The following is a 19,884-nucleotide window of genomic DNA, read 5'->3' on the forward strand; positions in this document are numbered from 1 at the left end:
TCTTTTAGTCTGTTTAACCATGTAATACGATCAGGCTTTTTCTTCCCCGGGAAGTGGATCTGGCCCTTTTTTGAACTGCTTTACCATAATAGTCACCTCCGCAATCAACATCCCCGTAAACAATACCGTGAAAATGATAAACGTGGTAATAATATTACCGGGAGATACCGCAGATGCAGCCAATTGTACGGGAAGGATATCCTGGATCGTCCATGGCTGTCGGCCCATTTCTGCCACTATCCACCCTGCCTGACCGGCAATAAAGGGCAAGGGTATACTCCACAACGCCACATATTGCAGCCATTTCGTGTCGCGCAAATCTTTCTTGTAGACAAAATAGAGGAGTATCCCGAAGAACAGGATAGAATAGAATCCTATGACCACCATCAAATGGAAAGTATAGAAAGTAAGAGGCACATGGGGAACCAGGTCTTTTCCTGTTTCAAGGTAACCGTAACCAAAATGGGCATAATTTTCCCGGAGGATAGTCTCGTGGTTGGCCGCATCGGCATTACGTCCCTCCGCCATCGCCACCTGATAATCGGCCAGTGCCTGGATGGCCTTTTCTCCACGGGCTTTTCTTTCTTCAAAAGAGAGGGCTGTAGTCCCGTCCTGAAGAGTATACCCTCCATCGATGATATCGTTGATGCCGGGCACGAACGCGTTCACATTTCTATATCCCAGGAACGACAGGAGTTTGGGTATCTCCAACTTAAAAATATAGGGATCCACTCCATCGTCATGTGACTGCTTGGCAGGATTCAACATTCCCAGAGCTACCAGTCCGGCACCTTCTTTTCCTTCATAGAGACCCTCCATGGCCGCCAGTTTCATAGGCTGCTTCTGAGATACCTCATAGGCAGAACCGTCACCGGTAACCGCCAGCATGACAAAAGCCACCAGCCCGACTATACCCCCGACCTTCGCACTCTTCAGGGCAAAGTCTATATGCCGTTTTTTTAACAGGTACCATGCGGCGACGCCTACCACAAGACCGGCTCCAACAGCCCAACCCGAGAAGACGGCGTGTAGGAATTTATTATATGCTATACGTGAAGACACCACGGCCCAGAAATTAACCATTTCATTCCGTACCGTATCGGGGTTGAATTCCATGCCGACCGGATATTGCATCCAGGCGTTGGCGACCAGGATCCAGAATGCCGATAGGGTAGCACCAAGAAATACCAACCAGGTGGAGGCAAGGTGCATTTTCCTGCTCACCCTGTTCCAGCCGAAAAACATGATAGAAATAAACGTAGCTTCCATAAAGAAAGCCAAGATCCCTTCAATGGCAAGGGGAGCACCAAAGATATCCCCCACGAACCAACTATAGTTAGACCAGTTGGTGCCGAACTGAAACTCCAGGATGATACCTGTAGCCACACCAATGGCAAAGTTGATGCCGAAGATCTTTTGCCAGAACTTGGAGACTTGTTTCCATTTTTCATCTCCCGTCTTCACATACATGGTTTCCATGAGGGCCATAATAAGCCCCAACCCGAGCGTGATCGGGACAAATATCCAGTGATAGCCGGCAGTAAGAGCAAATTGTGCCCTCGACCAATTGACTGTAGACACACTTAGTAAATCCATAAATTTGAATATTTAATCTTAATTATTCCGTTGAAGCGCTTCTCTGTAGAATTCACCCTACGCCTGCCCTATTCCACCTATAGGCGGCAGGAAACCAGGATCGTTCTGTATCCTGATCGGCCCATTCTGCTGTTCAAATTTGTCTATATTGTCTTTCAACGCCATCAGCAACCTTTTTGCATGTTCAGGCGTGAGTATGATTCTCGACTTGACTTTTGCCTTGGGAACACCCGGCACAATACGGATAAAATCAATAACAAACTCAGACGTGGAATGCGATATAATAGCCAGGTTAGAATAGACGCCCTGCGCAATTTCATCGCTTAGTTCTATTTGTATTTCGCTGCTCTTATTGAAATTTTCCATTGTCAATGACTATAATTTCAGGGTTACTTATAAATGTTTTAAATATGATAAACAAAGAAAAATAAATTTTTCATCTTTTCAAAGGAAATAAGAGGCAAATTTGCATTTAATCCAGTTTGGCTATAATCTCACTCAATGAGTTTTTGGCATCTCCCAATAAGAGATGGACCCCGTGATTCCTTTTATAGAGGGGATTGTCGACCCCAGCATAACCGGGATTCAAATCGTAATTACATATAAAAACTTCTTTGGAGTGGTCCACATTCAATACCGGCATTCCGTAGATAGGCGTGTCTTTCGCATCGCGGGCGGCGGGATTGATCACGTCATTGGCTCCTATCACGATCACCACATCGGTCTCGGCAAACTGGTCGTTCACCGCATCCATTTCATAGAGTTGTTCATAAGGTACATCGACCTCAGCCAATAACACGTTCATGTGTCCGGGCATACGTCCGGCAACGGGATGAATGGCATATTTGACTTCCGTGCCGTTGGATTCCAGCTTGTCGGCCAATTCACGCACCAGATGCTGTGCCTGTGCCAATGCCATGCCATAACCGGGTACGATGATGGCTGTCTTGGCCGCTTTCAATATTTCTCCTTCATTGGCCATGGTTTCGACCTCAGAATGCTGACCCCCCTCTTGAGGAACGGTATCCTCTTCCGGGAAAGTTTCAGTTTCTACCCCGGTTTCAGGCAATTCAACGTTTTCTCTCAAAACGGACGTCTTGCCGGTGAGGATGTCTCCCAGCTTGCGGTTCATCGCGCGGCACATGATCTGGGTGAGGAGCAAGCCCGAGGCACCGACAATACCACCTACCGACACCAACAGCAGGTCGTTGAGCGCCATTCCGGCAATAGCACCGGCTACCCCGCTGAGCGAAATCAGCAGCGAAATGGTGATAGGCATGTCTGCCCCCCCCACCCTGATGGTAAAAGCGTAGCCGAAGAAGGAACTCACCACGATGCTTATAATTAACACAACTGTGATCCAAAAAGCGCTGTCGACAGGAAAAGCGGAAAAGAGAATTACTCCGATCAGCACCACGATGCTTGTCTTCAACAATGCCGCATGATTTTTCAGGATGACCGGTTTTTGTGGCAAGAGTTTATGGAGTTTGCCGGCCGCCACCATACTTCCGGTAAAGGTGACCAGGCCTACCACGATAGCCAACATAGCGGTGAATCTCTCAAAGGCGGGATATCCGCCCTGTGGCACGCCTATTCCGAGCAGCGACAAGATTCCCACCAATGCGGCAGCTATCCCTCCTATTCCATTGAGCAGTGCTACAAGCTGTGGCATCTGGATCATTTTCACCCTGACCGCCATCGCGCCACCTATTAATATTCCTATCAACATGTAGAGGTAAATACTCCATACAGACACAATATTATAATGCAGCAAGGTGACAACAACGCCTGCAAAAACACTCAAAGCACTGAGCAGGTTACCAGCCACTGCGGTTTTCACTTTACTCATGAGCGAGATTCCCACCAAGACAGCTATCGACAGAATGACACAAGTTACTATGTATACGGTACTACTCATGATTTACCTGATTTTTTCTTTTTATCAAACATCTTCAGCATCCTGTGTGTCACGCCGAAGCCTCCTACCACATTCACTATGGAGCCTATCACTGCCAGTCCCCCCAGGATTTGCCCCGCAAGTCGCGCCCCCCCTCCGGCTTCTAAACCTGAAAGGCCCACCACCACCAATGCACCAAGGATGATGATCCCCGCGAGGGCATTCATTCCCGACATGAGCGGTGTATGCAGCAAACTCGGTACATTCCTGATAATCAGGTAGCCGACAATGGAGGCGACAATAAAAACAAGAACCAAAATAATCGGATGCATATCTATCAATTTTGCAATATTATATCCCCATCGCTTCACGGGTTCCTTCATGTACTATTTCCTGATCATGGGTCACAAGTATAGAACGGGTAATTTCATCGTTCAGGTCCAATACAATCGCCCCTTCATTTATCAGATAATGTGCCAGATTATACACGTTTTGTGCAAACATCCATGTGGAACTTGTGGGGATCAATCCGGGAATATTCTTGATACCGTTGATCGTCACATTGTGCCTTACCTCTTTCTTGCCGGCGGGTGTGATAGCGCAGTTGCCGCCCTGGTCGATGGAGACATCCACAATAACAGAACCGTTCTTCATCTCTTTCACCATCTCCTCGGTGATAAGGATGGGAGCCACTTTTCCGGGTACCAGCGCGCTCAGGAATACAATATCCATATCTTTCAGCACTTTGCGCAATTCCTCCCGTTCTTTTGCCAACCACTCGTCGGAAAGTTTTTTGGCGTAACCGCCCTCTCCCATAGCCACTTCAGCCGGTATCCCCAATTCAATCACCTTCGAACCGAGGCTCTTGGCTTGTTCATTGGCTGCCGGACGAATATCCATGGCATAGGTGACGGCACCCAGCCTTTTGGCTGTGGCAAGCGCCTGCAATCCGGCTACCCCCACGCCGATAACCAAGACACTGGCCGGTTTGAGCATCCCCACGGCAGTAAACATCTGCGGCATAAAATAAGAGAGGTCGTCCGCCGCCATGATCATCCCCTTATAACCGGCACAGGTACTCATGGAAGTGAGGGCATCCATATTCTGCGCCCTCGAGATGCGGGGAATGCCGTCCAGGGTAAGGCTGGTCACTCCTGCCGCAGCCAGTTTACTCACCATTACGTGGTTCACCGGTGAAGCGGGATGAATAAAAGTGATAAGGTATTGTCCCTTATGCATCATGTCTACTTCATGCTTGTTTTCTTTCTCATTGAAAAGCGGTTCTTTGACTTTCAAAATAAGGTCGGCCCTCTCAAACAGTTGCTTCGGGTCGGAAATCAATTCCGCACCGGCTTCGGCATATTGTTCGTCATAATAGTGTGAGCCTATCCCGGCACCGGCCTCTACTAATACCTGCACGCCATCTTTAATGAATTTTTTTACGGTTTCAGGAGTTGCGGCAACTCGGGCTTCGCCTTGCATAATCTCCTTCGGTATTCCTAAGATCATCATAAATAAAAATTGTAAGTTATTGTAAATAATATTAGAATGGGCGATAAATAACTTTAACGGTATCATCCAGACTCAATGATGCATTCAAAGTTTGTTGTATCGCTTGCAAAAATAAGAAGAAAAAAGGGATTTACAACTCATTTCCACGCTTTTGTTAACACGGGGATTTGTCTTTTTTCACGGTTCAATAATCATTTTTAATGACTCTTTCGCATAAAAATTTCTTTCATTGCGGATTATATCGTATTTTTGTGACAAAATTTCAGATTTTTCAATCTATAATAAATAATTAGAACAATGGTAAGTTATAAAGAATTAGGTCTTGTAAACTCAAGAGAGATCTTTAAGAAAGCAGTTGACGGGGGTTATGCTATTCCGGCCTTCAACTTCAACAACATGGAACAACTCCAGGCCATTATCTCGGCCTGCGTTGAAACAAAGTCACCCGTGATCCTTCAGGTATCGAGTGGCGCACGCAAATACGCCAATCAGACATTGTTGCGTTACATGGCCCAGGGAGCTGTGCAATATGCAAAAGAACTGGGTTATGAAATACCTATCGTGCTCCATCTCGATCATGGTGACAGCTTTGAGCTTTGCAAGGATTGTATAGAGAGCGGTTTCTCTTCTGTGATGATCGACGGATCTCATCTTCCCTACGAAGAAAATATTGCCCTGACTAAAAAAGTGGTTGAATATGCCCATCAGCACGATGTAACCGTTGAAGGGGAACTCGGGGTATTGGCAGGTATTGAAGATGACGTGCAAGCAGAACACCACACCTATACCGAACCTGATGAAGTAGTGGATTTTGTAACGCGTACCGGCGTTGACTCACTGGCCATATCCATAGGTACTTCCCACGGTGCTTTCAAATTCACTCCCGCACAATGTACCCGCAACGAAGATGGTGTGCTGGTACCGCCCCCATTGCGTTTCGATATCCTGAAAGAGATTGAAAAACGAATCCCCGGATTCCCTATCGTACTCCACGGATCATCTTCTGTTCCACAGCAGTATGTAAAGACTATCAACCAATACGGAGGAAAACTGGACGATTCCATTGGTATCCCTGAAGAACAATTGCGTGAAGCTGCCAAATCAGCGGTGTGCAAGATCAATATCGACTCCGACGGACGTCTGGCAATGACTGCTGCCATACGTGAAGTATTCGCCAACAAACCGGCTGAATTCGACCCGCGTAAATACCTCGGTCCGGCTCGCGATGAGTTGAAGAAGCTTTATATGCACAAAACCGAAAGTGTACTGGGAAGCGCCGGAAAAGCGTAACCATACAACAACCTCATAATTAAAAAGAGGGTACATCGCAATGATTTACCCTCTTTTACTTTTTCACCTTTCCACCGAACCACTCAGGCACTTAACCACTCAGGCACTTAACCACTCAGGCACTTAACCACTTAGGCACTTAACCACTCAGGCACTTAACCACTTAGGCACTTAACCACTTAGGCACTTAACCACTTAGGCACTTAACCACTTAGGCACTCAGGCACTTAACCACCTACCTCTCCGCCAACATCGCCACGTCTCCATTAAAACCGGCCTCCCTGAGCAGATCATCCAGCGAGATATGCATTCTATAGCGCCAGTAATGTTCAGGATTTGCGGGCACATTAATCCGTTCGGCGGCAACATTGGGATTGCGGTTTTTTTCATCGATCGACAACCAGTCCTGCAACGGCAGAATCACCCACATGGCCGATGAACGAAGATGACGCTCAATGATCTGCCGGCAGATAGCAGTATCGCACTCAGCAGGGGCAACGCCTTCGTGGTGCAATACCTCGTTGTAATAGCGTTGCGTAAGTTCCCGGTTTTCCGTCCACCATAAACGCAGGGGCGACATATCATGGGTGGAAGTAGTGCATACGGACAGGTAAGGCAATCTCTGCAGGTCGGTAAATGTGACGAATGGATCTTTGGGCATCCGCTCGATCTCCAGGCTCAGCATTTGCAGTTCGTGCATCACCGACGGCACACAATCGGGTACCATGCCCAGATCCTCGCCGCATACCATCATTTTCGTCGATGAGATAAGTACCGGCAGTTTCTTTATTGCCTCTTCACGCCAGAAATAGTTATGGCGGTGATAATAAAATTCATCATACAGTCGGTTGAACGCCTCCTTTACATGAATATCGAGGTAGCGATACGAATGGGTATATTGTGCCGTGATGCGCGGGTGAAAACGGTGATAATCCTGCGGATCGCGCACGAAAAGCACCTCTGCACATAGCGACATAAGCCCGTCGCATATCCTCCTGCTCTTATCATCCTTTTTAGTCTCAAAAAGTTGCTTTACTTTTCTTTGGGTATCACAGTGCGATTTCAATGCATACCGCTGCCATCCAATTGTCTCCAGATATTCCCGTTTTACCTCCTCGGTATGTTCCGCAAAAATATCCGGTAAAAAATGTTCATGGATAAACGGCTGTACCATCCGTTCCTCATCAAAGGGAATTCCCGCGCGGTTGATCTCCTCTACCCAGAAAGGGAGAGCCGGCCTGAAGTGGCCGAGTGATCCCTGAACAGCGTCGAGTGGTATTTCCCAGATACGGAAAAATCCCAGTATATGATCGATCCTGTACGCATCGAAATAATCTGCCATCTTGCGGAAACGGGTCACCCACCAGGCATAGCCGTCCTTTTCCATCATCTGCCAGTTGTACGTAGGAAACCCCCAGTTCTGGCCGAAGAAAGAGAAATCATCGGGCGGCGCACCGCTCTGGGTATCCATATGATAGAGATCAGGAGCGACCCAGGCATCTATACTGTTACGGCTTATCCCTATAGGAATATCCCCTTTCAACGCTACCCCCCTTTCGTTTGCATAGATCTTCACTCCTGAGAATTGCCGGTGAAGCAGGTATTGCAGGAAAGCCCAGAATTGTGTTTCTTCTTTGGCTTCGGTATCCGTATCGACCATTTTCTTTAATGCTGCTTCATCATAGACGGCATAGTCGCCCCACTCCCTGAAGTTGGCGCTACCCTTTTTATCGCGCAGATAACAATAGCAGACATAGGGGAACAACCACGATTCATTTTTCTCACGGAAAGCGAGATACTCTTCCGAGGCAAACACCTTCTCTCTTTCCTGTTGAAAGAGTTCCCGGCCATAGCGTATTTTTAGCGACAATACTTTTTCATAATCGAGTTCCGGCAAGCTATTCAGTTCTTTTGCTTCTTTCCGGAAAGCATTTTGTTTTTTCTTCACTGTCAGCGGGTAGTCACTGCATCCCAGGTATATGGGATGCAGGGCATAGGCCGAGATAGCGCTATAGGGATATGAATCCCGCCAGGTCTTCGTGGCGGTAGTATCGTTTACAGGTAATAACTGGATTAACTGCTGACGGGTAAGCGATACCCAGTCGACCATTTTGCGAAGATCGGCAAAGTCACCCACCCCGAAGCTCTCATCCGTTTTCAGGGAAAAAACCGGTATGGACACACCCGCTCCCCGGTAAGTAAAGGATTGATAATGAAAGAGCAAAGCCATCTCCACAAGCACCGTATTTCCTTTATGAGCCGCCGAAGCTGCCAATACACGGTTTCCGCCATCTTCCCAGTGTATGGCATCACCGGTAACTTTATCTATAATTACGAACTTATATTCACTCGTGGGAGGTAGTTTTTTTGCGTCAAGCATTATCTGCCACTCTCCTTCGTCGATATAAGAGAGCGGTTTGGCCAACTTCAGATCCCATTGGCCCAGTTCTTCACATTCACCGCTGATCATCAGTATCTGATTACCGGCGACATAAGGACAGATTACATTCAACAAAACAGTCTGGGAATAATATCTTGAAGGGAACGGAATCATTTGGTGCCGGAAGACAGTACCGATAAAAACAGAGGAGTAAAGATAGGAATGATATGGTTTGTTCTTCCAAAGATCATGAATAATAAATTCTTTCCGGCCTGTGGTAATATGAAGCTTGCGGTTATTCCCCCATTCACGGCGGGTGGTATACCCTCCTTTTCTGATGAAGTAATAATAGGTGATCTCTGATGTGTCTTCGATATTTACTGCCGTAGACCAGTTGTCGCCATCGGCGCCAAGAATGATCGCCTGATTTTCATTGAAATTTCCCAGTTCCGGCGTAGCCCCGCAAAGACAGACCTGTTCTCCCCATGCGGTATGATAATTGATTGTAAATGTAAGGTGTGCCATTGCCAATATCTGTTCACTATTTTTATGGTTGACAAGCAAAGCTACAATGTTTCATGGACGGGCCGGATAAAAAAGGGAGCTTTTTCTCCGGATTCCCATGCAATCGTTTGCGGGACAATGCAGCCGTGATAATACGGCTGATTTTCGGGATAATGGATTTATTTGCAGGATAATACGGTTTATAGGAAGAGAAGGATCAGCAATTGGGCCGTGATCACCCTGAGAAACATCGTAAGCGGATAGACAGTGGCGTAACTCACCGCGGGCATATCATTCCCTGCTGTCGCATTGGCATAAGACAATGCAGGAGGGTCGGTCATACTACCCGCAATCAACCCCATCAACGTGAAATAGTTCAGTTTATACACTTTCCGACCGATAATCCCAATTATGAGCAGGGGTACCACGGTAATAATAACTCCATACCCTACCCATTTATATCCGCCATTCACGACGGTCTCCACAAAATTCTCACCGGCACCGAGTCCTACACAGGCAAGAAACAGGGCAATCCCGATTTCCCTCAACATCAGATTGGCACTCATGGTTGTGTAAGTAACCAGCTTGTACTTCGGCCCGAATTTACTGATCAGGATAGCCACAATAAGTGGTCCGCCTGCCAGTCCGAGTTTTACCGGCTGGGGAACTCCGGGAATCATAAAAGGAATGCTCCCTACGAGTACCCCTAATGCAATTCCTATAAAGATAGAAATAAGATTGGGTTCTCTCAGCCGCTTCAAAGAATTTCCAAGGAATCTCTCTACATGCGCGATCGATTCTTCCGAGCCTACGACCGTCACCCGGTCACCGAGTTGTAGTTGAAGACGCGAGTCGGCAATCAGGTCGACCCCGGCACGGTTCACACGGGTAATATTGACGCCAAAGAGATTACGTAATTTCAGGCTGCCTATGGAACGTCCGTTGATTGCCGGTTTGGTAATCGATATCCGGCGTGAGACCAGTTGGGAATCCAATTTATTCCATTCATTTCTGTCCATATCAATGCGTTGTCCGATAAATGCTTCAATCACATCGATATTCTTCAGGTTGGAAACTACCAGTATTTTGTCATTTTCCTCAAGAATCGTCTTTGTCTGAGGAACATCCAACACTCCTGTTTTTGCATGTAATACCCTTGATATGACAAATTCCTTATCTATCAACCGTTTTACATCGCGGATATTTTTACCGAAGATAGAGGGATTCATCACCTGCAGAGAGTACATGTGGGCTTCCGTCATTTTGGAGGTATCATTATTGTCTAATGTATTATTTTCTTTGGCAAAATTGACCTTAAAGATATACTTGAAAAGGACAATACTCATGATGATTCCCACCACTCCCAACGGATAAGCAACCGCGTAGGCTGTAGCGATAGTAGGATCGGTGGTTCCCGTCACATCGGCATAAGTTTGCTGTGCTGCTCCCAATCCCGGCGTATTGGTTACTGCACCCGACAATATACCGACCATGGTAGCGATAGGTAATCCGGTTACCAAATGTAGAATATAGGTGATAAGCACACCAAGCAGGACCACCCCGGATGCCAGCATATTAAGGGTAACCCCGCCCTGTTTAAACGATGAAAAAAAGCTGGGTCCCACCTGCATCCCTATAGAATAGATAAACAGGATCAAACCGAATTCTTTCAGGAAATGGAGTACTTCTTCATTGATCTGTAAACCGATATGCCCAAGAAAAATACCGAAAAAGAGTATCCAGGTCGTTCCAAGCGAAATACCGAAGATCTTTACCTTCCCCAATAATAATCCTATAGAGATTACCAAAGCCATCACAAGTATTGAATGTGCAATACTCGTTCCGGTAATTAATTCTATCAACCACTCCATATTATACTAACCTAAAACAGATAAATTATCAATCTTTCAATTATATTAGGCGTTTTCTCGCTATGGCATAATACAAACAAGTTTTCTTTTGCTCATTTAGCTTAACGAAAACGGTCTAAAAATCAGCGCAAAGGTAACGCTTATTTTATTGACAACAAAATGTAACGGCAACCCATTGGTCCAACTCTGAAAAGTGTCCGTATGTCAGGCCCTTGCCTTCGGCGGCGGCACGTATATCAGGGATATCCTCCTTATAAAAACCACTCATTACCAGCACCCCGTCTCTATTCAATACCTTCCTGTAAACCGGCATATCCTGAAGGAGAATATTCCGGTTGATATTGGCCAGGATCACATCATACGTTTCATCACCAAGCAATTCCGCCCCACCCTGGAACAGGCGGATATTGTCGATGCCATTCAGTCGGGTGTTCTCCATGGCATTCTGATATGCCCATTCATCGATATCGATGGCAGTTATCGGAGAAGCTCCCCGCATGGATGCCAGAATAGCCAGGACAGCGGTACCACAGCCCATATCGAGAAGGGACTTGCCTTGCAGGTCCATATTCAACAGTTCCCTCATCATCAGTTCCGTAGTTTGATGATGCCCTGTGCCAAACGACATTTTGGGATCTATCAATATACGGTATCTACACTCATCTTCAATCTTGTGGAATGAACTTCGAATACATAATACATCATCAATGACTACCGGTTGAAAGTAATTCTTCTCCCATTCTTCATTCCAGTTTTTGTCTTCCATCTCATAACAGGAGTAAGTGATCCCGGCATCCAGCGGAAAGTCGGATAGGAGTTGATCTACCTTTTCCGGGGATAGATATGGTAAGGGGATATAGGCATCCAGACCTGTTTCCGTCCGGACAAACGATTCGAATCCAATCTCACCCAACCGGGCCGAAAGGACATCTGTCAACACCTCTGTATTGGGATCGCAATTGAATTGTACCTGGATATACTGCATAATTAATTGTTCAATAGAAAAAACAAAGGTAGTCTAATTTATGGGCGACACCAAAAAATGTAAAAATCATTTTGTTTTAGGGAATCATTTGTTTATTTGTGTTACAAATGGACTTGATTTTATCGATAAGAACCGGAACTTATATTTTTTTGTCCTATTTTTACCTTCTTAAAAAAGTTATTCGCCCTTTCGTGATGTAAAGAGTTATTCGTCCTTTCGTGATAACATAATCCGGACAAACTCGTCTATACTATATATCACTCAAGGGACCTGTTTATTAAACTTAGACTACACGATAATGAAAAAAATTATATTATTAATCACTTTATTGATTGCTTCGTCATCATTGTTTCTTTCTTATGGGCAAAATGCCAACGCGGAAGAATTAATCGACGAAGGGGTTGGGTTGCATGATGAGGGGAAATTCAAAGAAGCCATCGAAAAATATAAGGAGGCTCTTGCCGTTGATCCCGCATCGGTACAGGCAACTTATGAGTTATCATTGTCCTACCTGGCATTACAGGATTATCAGAATGCATCTAAATATAGTACAGAAGTAATCAACTCCGGCAACAAACAACTATCATCAGGCGCATACGCGGTAAAGAGTGAGGCGCTGGCAGGAATGGACAGGATAGATGAAGCCATAGCGTTACTTCAGGAAGGTTTAATAAAAAATGGTGATGAGTACCTGCTACATTTCAACCTGGCGCTGAATTATTATAAAAAAGGAGATAACAATAAAACACTGGGGCATATAAAAAGAGCCATCGACCTGGATAAATCACATAGCGGCGCCTTTTTATTGAATGCTTATGCGCTTAATGATAATGGATTATGGGTACAGAGCATATTGTCGTTCCAGATGTTTCTTTTGCTGGAACCCGATAGTAAGCGTTCGAAGACCGCCTTTGAGGAAATGCTGAATATCATGCAGATAAAAATAGCTGAAGAACCCGTGCAAAGGTCGTTCATCCAACAACAGATGATGCGCAATAAGCCCGATACGATACCGCACCGCGACAAGATTCCCCCTTTAAGTATTGAAGACGGACTAAACCGCAACTTAGTGTACCATGCCATCACTACTACACTCGATTCATTAAATAACGCCCCCGGGGAAAAAGATGAGTTTACCCTCTTTAAAACGGTCAACAAAGAAATCATGAACGTACTCACCCGGGAGAGCAAAGGGGCGAAAGAAGGCGTTTTCTGGACTTTTTATATTCCCTTCTTTTCCCATATTGCAGAATCCGGCTATTATGATACCTTCTGCCGCTATATCAGTGTGTCTTACTTTCCCGAATCCATGGAATGGTGGCAGCAGAATCCCGGTGACGCTGTGGATTTTGTGATCTGGTTTGAAAAAGGAGACGAGAACTAAACAAAAAGTTAATAAAAATCGTTTACCTTTGAAGTCCATATATAAAGGAAATGAATAACGAGGAACAGTTACTGGAAGAGCTGCGTGATCCGCGAACAAGTCGAAAGGGATTTGCCAGGCTTGTTTCCGAATACAGTGAAAGGCTCTATTGGCAGATACGGAAAATGGTACTTTCACATGACGATGCCAACGATATTTTACAGGATGTATTCGTGAAAGCCTGGATGAATCTCGAGAACTTCAGGGGTGAAGCCAAACTCACCACCTGGCTCTACCGTATTGCCATTAACGAAAGTATCACCTTCCTCAATAAGAAACGAAGTCAAAACAATATCCCCTTAGATGACGACAATTCATTTCTGCTGAATACATTGGAGAGCGATCCCTATTTCGATGGCGACGAAGCGCAAAAACTTCTCCAAAAAGCCATTCTTACCCTTCCCGAAAAGCAACGTCTCGTCTTTCAGATGAAGTACTCCGAAGAGATGAAATATGAAGATATTTCAGATATATTGGGAACGTCAGTAGGGGCACTCAAAGCATCTTATCATCATGCGGTAAAAAAAATTGAAAAATTTTTAAGTGAACCCCATTAAACTTTTACCGATCCATTAAGTCTATTCAACAGAGCAGCGCAAAAACAGGAGGTATGGATACAAAAATTAACAAATTAGAAGAAATAGATAAGACTAAAAATCCTTTTAAAGTTCCCGAAAATTATTTCGCGCAATTCAATCAAGAAATAATGAATCGCTTACCGGAAAAAGAGATTGTAGTCCCGGAGCCGGTCTCAATGTGGGACAGAGCCAAGCCGTGGGTCTATCTGGCTGCTATGTTCGTCGGACTTTATATCACCATTGATTTCCTGATGAAAACTCCGGGAAATGACAATATGGCTGAAAACCAGATAGCAAGTCAACAAACTCTCTCGGGTTCATACGAAAATACCGATAATTATTGGTCTACCGTACAGATTACCGAAGAAGAATTCTATCAATATCTCGAAGAGCAGTTGGTTGACGACAGCTATTTCGACTACATGTATCATCAGTATTATTTGAACTGAAAGTATCAACCATCATTTAAAAACAAATTTTGTGATGAGAAGAATTGTTATTTTGCTTTTATGTATGCTCATACTACCGGCTAACTTCTTAATTCTCTCTGCCCAGACTCCCCAGAACAGGAAAATGAATATGGCGGATTATGAAAAAAGGAGAAAGGAATATGTGACAAAGGAAGCGGGACTCACACAGGATGAGGCCACTAAATATTTTCCATTGAGCAGTGAATTGACACAAAAGAAGTTTAAACTGCATAGAACGCACAGAGATAAGGTGCAGCGTATCAAAGACAACAGCAATATCTCTGAAGAAGAGTACAGAAAAATGCTGGAAGATGATGTGGATGTCAAAGTCAAAGAGGCGGAACTCGACAAGGAGTACTCTACCAAATTCGAAAAAGTACTCTCACCCGAAAAATTATTCAAAGCCCAGCAGGCAGAAAGAGATTTTATTCAGAAAGAAGTAACGAATTTCCGGAACGAAGGAAGAAGCAATAAAAGACAGTGAAACATACCCTCCCTACCCTATAAAACGCAAATACACCTATAGGGTGAGGGAATATAATCCATCGAATAAAGATAACATTAACGATAATAATGACTTGTACCCCGTTCCCTATTCGGAAATTGAAACAAACAAAAATGCTGGCAGGGGACAAAATCCGGAATTTGTTGCAAAATCAATTGACTAACTAAATGTTTATTATTATCCTTATTCATCATTATGGACTTTTGTTAAAAATATAATTTCAAAATACAAAACAATATACCAAATACCGGAATTTCAATAAAAACTTTGGAATCGATCTATAAGAGATGATTGACTGAGTTTATTGATTGTGAAAGAATTTACATACCTTTGTCCTGCAGCATTGATTATCAATCTATTTTTTATCTGCGAATCATCTGTAAGTCATACGAAAATGCAAGAAATTCCATCGTTTCAATTTCAATTGATTGAACATAACCATAATTACATTAATAACATAGCAAAATGAAAAAAATTTTTATTTGCTGGGTTTTTATACTGCTTTTTACCATCGGAGCGTGGTCGCAGGATACCATTCGGGTGTTGGCAATTGGCAACAGTTTTTCGGAAGATGCGGTAGAAAATTACCTTTACGGTCTCGGGCAAGACGCCGGCGTGGTTTTCGTCATTGGCAATCTCTACATCGGCGGTTGTTCCCTGGAACGCCATTGGAACAATGCCGAGAGCGACAAGGCCGATTACCGCTATCGCAGGATAGATGGGAACGGTACGAAAACCATTGACAATTTCACGCTGGAACAGGGTATTACCAACGAAAAATGGGATTACATCAGCTTTCAACAGAATAGTGGCAATTCGGGATTGATGGATACTTATTTTCCGTATCTCGCCAATCTAACGGCCTACGTGAAAGGCCTGGCGACAAATCCCAGGGTAACGTTCCTGTTTCATCAAACGTGGGCATACGCAGCCAATTCCACACACAACGAGTTTCCAAAATATCACAGCAATCAAACGGAGATGTACAACGCGATTGTGAAAACCTCCCGGAAAGCGGCGAAGCGTGTCGGTATCCGCAAAATAGTCCCTTCGGGAACAGCCATACAAAACGGACGGAGCAGCTTTATCGGCGATAATTTTAATCGTGACGGATACCATCTGAGCCTCGGTTTGGGACGTTATACGGCGGCCTGCACCTGGTTCGAGTTTTTGTCGGGTAAATCGGTTGTCGGAAATGGTTTTGTGCCGGCATCCATTACGCCTGCGGAAGCTTTTATAGCGCAACGGGCAGCGCATAGGGCGGTGTTGAAGCCCTATCGAATTACACCATTCTAACTCAGGGAACTGAAGGTTTCAGGAGACCTGTAGTGATTTTGAATGGCTGGCTTTGGAAACCCCCAGCACCACATTGGCACTGATATTTACCCGAGAGATGAATACCGGTCCCAATAACCCATAATCTTTGAGTGGCAATCCTTCCTTCGGTCCGTTGATAGTCCAGGTTTTTCTCTCCTGTTCGGGTAAACCCGCATCATAGGCAAGGCGGTTGAACCATGTGCTGGTCACGGCTACTTCCAGCCTGTTTTCGCCCGGTTGCAGGTATTCGGTGATATCCATCTGGTAGGGATAAGTCCATTTGGTGGCTACATCCTTTCCGTTCAGACTGACTTTGGCGATCATTTCCACCCGTCCCAGGTCAAGCAAGTACTTCACATGATCCGCTTTCTCATCCATGTTAAATGTTGTATAGTAGACAGCCGTTCCCGAGAAAGCTTTCCCTTCCGTGGTTAGTGAGGGGATATCCTTCCATGGCATCAACCGGTCGATCCTAACGGGCGACTCTCCTATCCCCCATCCTACGGGGAAAAAGACTTCCCAACCGTTGTGAATTTCCGTTTTTGCTGTAACGTTAAACGGTTTCTCCGCCGGAGCTGCATTATCGCTAAACACCACAAAGCAGGAACTACCTGCCGGGAGATCCATCTCAACCTGTGTATAACCCTCTTTCGTCAACCCGGATGCCAATCCTTTTGTTTCACCCGTCAGCGGATCCCATACCTCGGCATTACCCTTGGTACGGAATGAGATGGTACCCTGATATCCTTTTTTTTCCGGGGTAGACAGGTAATAAAAATCGGAGCCGCCTGCCTTGCGATGTAGCCAACGCACATCTGAAAACCTGATGTCAATATCGGGTTGAATTTTCTCCGCTGTCAAAGCTACCCCTATATCACCGGTATAAACCTTCCCTTTTCCAACTTGACGGACACTTTGGCTACTGTCTCCCCAAAGGGCTTCGACTGCCTTCTTAAAACGGGCCTCTTCTGTTTTTCCTCCACTCAGTGTCGCAATGCCTGCAGGTGCTTCCCCCACGATGGTAATCCCCTGCTCTGCAAAGGAAAGTATCTTCTCCAGTGTTTCGGGCAACATCCTCTTGCAGTCATATAACCACAGCATGCGGTATGCAATCCCTTCGGGGGTCACCAGTTGCCCGTTTTCGACTGACAGACGGTTCAACAATACGTCCGGATTGCAGTAGTCGTACGCATATCCTTCCGGGAATTCCAGCGACTGCCGCGGTTTGTGGTTCTGCTCGTCCCCCAGATACATCAACACGTCCGATACCGGGTTCCCACTTTCCAGCATGTAGTTGCATCTTGCCAGATAGTCCGTAAAGTACGGCATATGCTCCCACCATGTCTGCAGACGCAGAAAAGGAGTTCCTATACCCGACCCGAAAGAGGTACTGGGAGGCAAAAAATCTATGCGGGGATTGTGGGTATAGGTGTGGAATACCAGATGGGTCACTCCCCTCGCCAGATGTTCATCGGCTATCTCTTTCAGGAACCGGGGATGTTCATCCCATGTCAGGTTGAAGGAGGTAAAAGCCTCGGCGGCTGTCCTTCCCTTTCCATATACCCGGCTTGCCGAAACACACGGCTTTACCGGTTTGAATTCGAAGCTGCCGACATAAGAATCCTGCCTCGGGTGCCAGAATTCACACATCGGAACATCAGCATACTTGTAGTATTCGAGGATATCCCCGGGGAAAACATCTCCGGATGCCGTTTCAAAGGATATCTTCAACCCGTTTTCACGGGCGATGCTGCCCATTTCTCCGAAAAAATTCTTTACCAACAGGTCGTTTAAGGTGACCCTCCAGTCGCGCAGGAAACGTGCTGTAGTTTCAGGATCCTCCACTACATACCCGAAGATGGCGGGGAACATGGAGAAAAGGGAGTAATCCCATTTTTCCCGGAAGGTGTTATCCAACCCTGCCGTCCATGTCTGCGTCCTGCATTCCCAGCTGTCTATCAGCATGCCATCCAGTAACCCGTTTTTCAGGCTGCTGTTGTCGGCCAGTAAACGGCCTATATAACCTTCGAAGTTTGCCCTGGCTCCCGACACGTCGAGTTTGTTGGCTTCCCACCCGGTAGCTTCCGGGGGAGCCGGACCGTTCTTCATCCCGGTGTTCACATGGCCTATCCTGAGGACAGTCCATTTCCCTCCGGGTACATCCCAGGAGAGTACTCCTGAAGGATCCATTTTCTCCGTGATATCCACAATGGAGGAGGGATCAATCCAGGCGGCCGAAGATTGTTGGGGATAACCTTCCCTTACGATCCTCCTTAACGTCCATGCCGCCTCCGACTCCCAGTTCTGTTGACGGGCGGCGGAGTAAAGGTTGATATAGGATATCGCCATGTCATGCAGGTTGGATATCTCTATCCGGTAGGACCGTGCGGTTGTCTCTTCACAAGCAATGGAGATGGGCCGGTCATCCTGCCAGCTCCCCGGCGGCATGTCCAGCCGGGCAACCTGTTTCATCCCATCACCGGTTACGGCATAAATGGCCACTGTAATATCCGGTGAATAGCTCCAGGCGTGGGAAAATGAATTTACCGGTGGAAACTCCACCGTGCGGACGGTTGTTTCGTTGTCAAATTCGATATCGATAATTGTCGGTTCCGACAAGGAAGGTGGTAACATCAACCGCTTTTGTTCCACAAGGCATCCTTTCCACGGCAGACCGGCGCGGTTGCTATTCACGCTGGCTGGAATTAAACGGGCACCCGTATCACCTTCCGGTGTGGGGAAGGCAACCACAAAAAGATCCTGATAATTGCGCCACTCCTCCTCACTGGGTTGGGGTATTCCCAACGGGATGCTTACCGTCTGGCTGCCGTCTATGTCAGTACGGGAATACACCATGTGCCGCATGGAGTTCTCCGGTTTTATCCATGGTCCCCCGGCATACGACCATCCCGGACAATTCTGCATGGTGAATTTCAAATCCAGCCGTTTGCATTCTTCGGCTGTCCAGACGATAAGGTCGTCCCACGACTCACTCAATGCCTTGATCTGTGGGGATACACCCGGCCACTCACCCCCGAACTGGCCGTGAAACAGCTGGATACCTGAGATGCCGGCCGCGGCAATGGCTTCCAGGTCAGCCGTTATGCCTTCTTTCGATACGTTGCCCCCGATAAAATGAAACCAGGTTTCGGGATAATGGTCTTTGCCGGGATTCTTGAACATTTCTTTATCCGGCTGATCATTTTTTGAAATTTCTCTTCCCCCTACACTGAAACAAGCGATAAGAAGGAGAAACGACATACCCAATAAAAAGAAAAATAAGAACGATTTTTTATATAAATGCGTTTTCATAACACTAAAAATATTTATTCTCTTTGGTATTTTATACGGACTCGATTTCAGTCCTCACCATAAGTAAAACAATGTTTATATTCATTTATCGATTTAATAATGTATCATTACTGTCCTATTAAAATCTCGTAGAGTTCTTTGAAATATTTGAAATTTAGTTAGTTGTAGTCATTTTTGGATTAAACGGATTTCAATTCTCATCTTTGTAGTTCTTAGAAAGAACAACAATGCATAAGGATAAATT

The 19,884-nt window shown here is 45.7% G+C and carries 15 protein-coding genes; 6 read left to right on the top strand and 9 right to left on the bottom strand.

What is annotated here, in order from left to right:
* Positions 1-30: 30 nt before the first annotated feature.
* From ABV001_RS09040 to ABV001_RS09060, 5 genes are all read right to left on the bottom strand, one after another.
* On the bottom strand, positions 31-1,596 hold the full coding sequence (locus tag ABV001_RS09040; RefSeq protein WP_352422497.1) for a cytochrome ubiquinol oxidase subunit I: 1,566 nt from the start codon (positions 1,594-1,596) through the stop codon (positions 31-33).
* Positions 1,597-1,653: 57 nt separating this feature from the next.
* Positions 1,654-1,962 (bottom strand): DUF3467 domain-containing protein, encoded by a 309-nt coding sequence (locus ABV001_RS09045; protein WP_352422498.1) that lies wholly within the window; start codon positions 1,960-1,962, stop codon positions 1,654-1,656.
* Between the two features lie 106 nt (positions 1,963-2,068).
* Positions 2,069-3,514 carry an NAD(P)(+) transhydrogenase (Re/Si-specific) subunit beta gene (locus tag ABV001_RS09050; RefSeq protein ID WP_352422499.1) on the bottom strand — a complete coding sequence of 482 codons (1,446 nt, stop codon included), beginning with the start codon at positions 3,512-3,514 and terminating at the stop codon, positions 2,069-2,071.
* Positions 3,511-3,825: an NAD(P) transhydrogenase subunit alpha part 2 gene (locus ABV001_RS09055; protein WP_352422500.1), complete on the bottom strand. Its 315-nt coding sequence runs from the start codon at positions 3,823-3,825 to the stop codon at positions 3,511-3,513. Before ABV001_RS09055 ends, ABV001_RS09050 begins: the two co-directional genes overlap by 4 nt.
* Positions 3,826-3,844: 19 nt before the next feature.
* Positions 3,845-5,002, bottom strand: a complete 1,158-nt coding sequence (locus ABV001_RS09060) for an NAD(P) transhydrogenase subunit alpha (RefSeq protein WP_352422513.1) — start codon at positions 5,000-5,002, stop codon at positions 3,845-3,847.
* 300 nt (positions 5,003-5,302) lie between these two features.
* On the opposite strand from ABV001_RS09060, the gene ABV001_RS09065 reads away from it, so the two are divergent.
* Entirely contained in the window at positions 5,303-6,295 is a 993-nt protein-coding gene (locus ABV001_RS09065; RefSeq protein ID WP_323425738.1) for a class II fructose-bisphosphate aldolase, read from the top strand.
* Between the two features lie 235 nt (positions 6,296-6,530).
* Here the strand turns inward: ABV001_RS09065 and ABV001_RS09070 are convergent, their stop codons facing one another.
* From ABV001_RS09070 to prmA, 3 genes are all read right to left on the bottom strand, one after another.
* Positions 6,531-9,200 carry a 4-alpha-glucanotransferase gene (locus ABV001_RS09070; protein WP_352422501.1) on the bottom strand — a complete coding sequence of 890 codons (2,670 nt, stop codon included), beginning with the start codon at positions 9,198-9,200 and terminating at the stop codon, positions 6,531-6,533.
* 179 nt (positions 9,201-9,379) lie between these two features.
* Positions 9,380-11,050, bottom strand: coding sequence for a putative transporter (locus ABV001_RS09075; RefSeq protein ID WP_352422502.1), 1,671 nt, complete (start codon positions 11,048-11,050; stop codon positions 9,380-9,382).
* A 145-nt stretch (positions 11,051-11,195) separates the two neighbouring features.
* The gene (gene prmA / locus ABV001_RS09080) at positions 11,196-12,035 is read right to left on the bottom strand and encodes a 50S ribosomal protein L11 methyltransferase (protein ID WP_352422503.1); all 840 of its coding nucleotides are present in this window, start codon (positions 12,033-12,035) and stop codon (positions 11,196-11,198) included.
* Positions 12,036-12,333: 298 nt separating this feature from the next.
* On the opposite strand from prmA, the gene ABV001_RS09085 reads away from it, so the two are divergent.
* The 5 genes from ABV001_RS09085 to ABV001_RS09105 all read left to right on the top strand — a co-directional run bounded on the left by ABV001_RS09085 (position 12,334) and on the right by ABV001_RS09105 (position 16,307).
* The gene (locus tag ABV001_RS09085) at positions 12,334-13,419 is read left to right on the top strand and encodes a tetratricopeptide repeat protein (protein WP_352422504.1); all 1,086 of its coding nucleotides are present in this window, start codon (positions 12,334-12,336) and stop codon (positions 13,417-13,419) included.
* A 50-nt stretch (positions 13,420-13,469) separates the two neighbouring features.
* The gene (locus ABV001_RS09090) at positions 13,470-14,015 is read left to right on the top strand and encodes an RNA polymerase sigma factor (protein ID WP_323425733.1); all 546 of its coding nucleotides are present in this window, start codon (positions 13,470-13,472) and stop codon (positions 14,013-14,015) included.
* Positions 14,016-14,068: 53 nt separating this feature from the next.
* Positions 14,069-14,485, top strand: coding sequence for a hypothetical protein (locus ABV001_RS09095; RefSeq protein ID WP_352422505.1), 417 nt, complete (start codon positions 14,069-14,071; stop codon positions 14,483-14,485).
* Positions 14,486-14,519: 34 nt separating this feature from the next.
* The gene (locus ABV001_RS09100; RefSeq protein WP_352422506.1) at positions 14,520-14,990 is read left to right on the top strand and encodes a hypothetical protein; all 471 of its coding nucleotides are present in this window, start codon (positions 14,520-14,522) and stop codon (positions 14,988-14,990) included.
* A gap of 486 nt (positions 14,991-15,476) precedes the next feature.
* A complete protein-coding gene (locus ABV001_RS09105) occupies positions 15,477-16,307 on the top strand; it encodes a DUF4886 domain-containing protein (protein ID WP_352422507.1) in 831 nt (276 codons plus the stop codon).
* 18 nt (positions 16,308-16,325) lie between these two features.
* Here the strand turns inward: ABV001_RS09105 and ABV001_RS09110 are convergent, their stop codons facing one another.
* The gene (locus ABV001_RS09110) at positions 16,326-19,640 is read right to left on the bottom strand and encodes a glycosyl hydrolase (RefSeq protein ID WP_352422508.1); all 3,315 of its coding nucleotides are present in this window, start codon (positions 19,638-19,640) and stop codon (positions 16,326-16,328) included.
* Positions 19,641-19,884 lie beyond the last annotated feature (244 nt).

Origin of the sequence: Proteiniphilum sp. (assembly GCF_040307845.1) — a bacterium.
GTDB lineage: Bacteria > Bacteroidota > Bacteroidia > Bacteroidales > Dysgonomonadaceae > Proteiniphilum.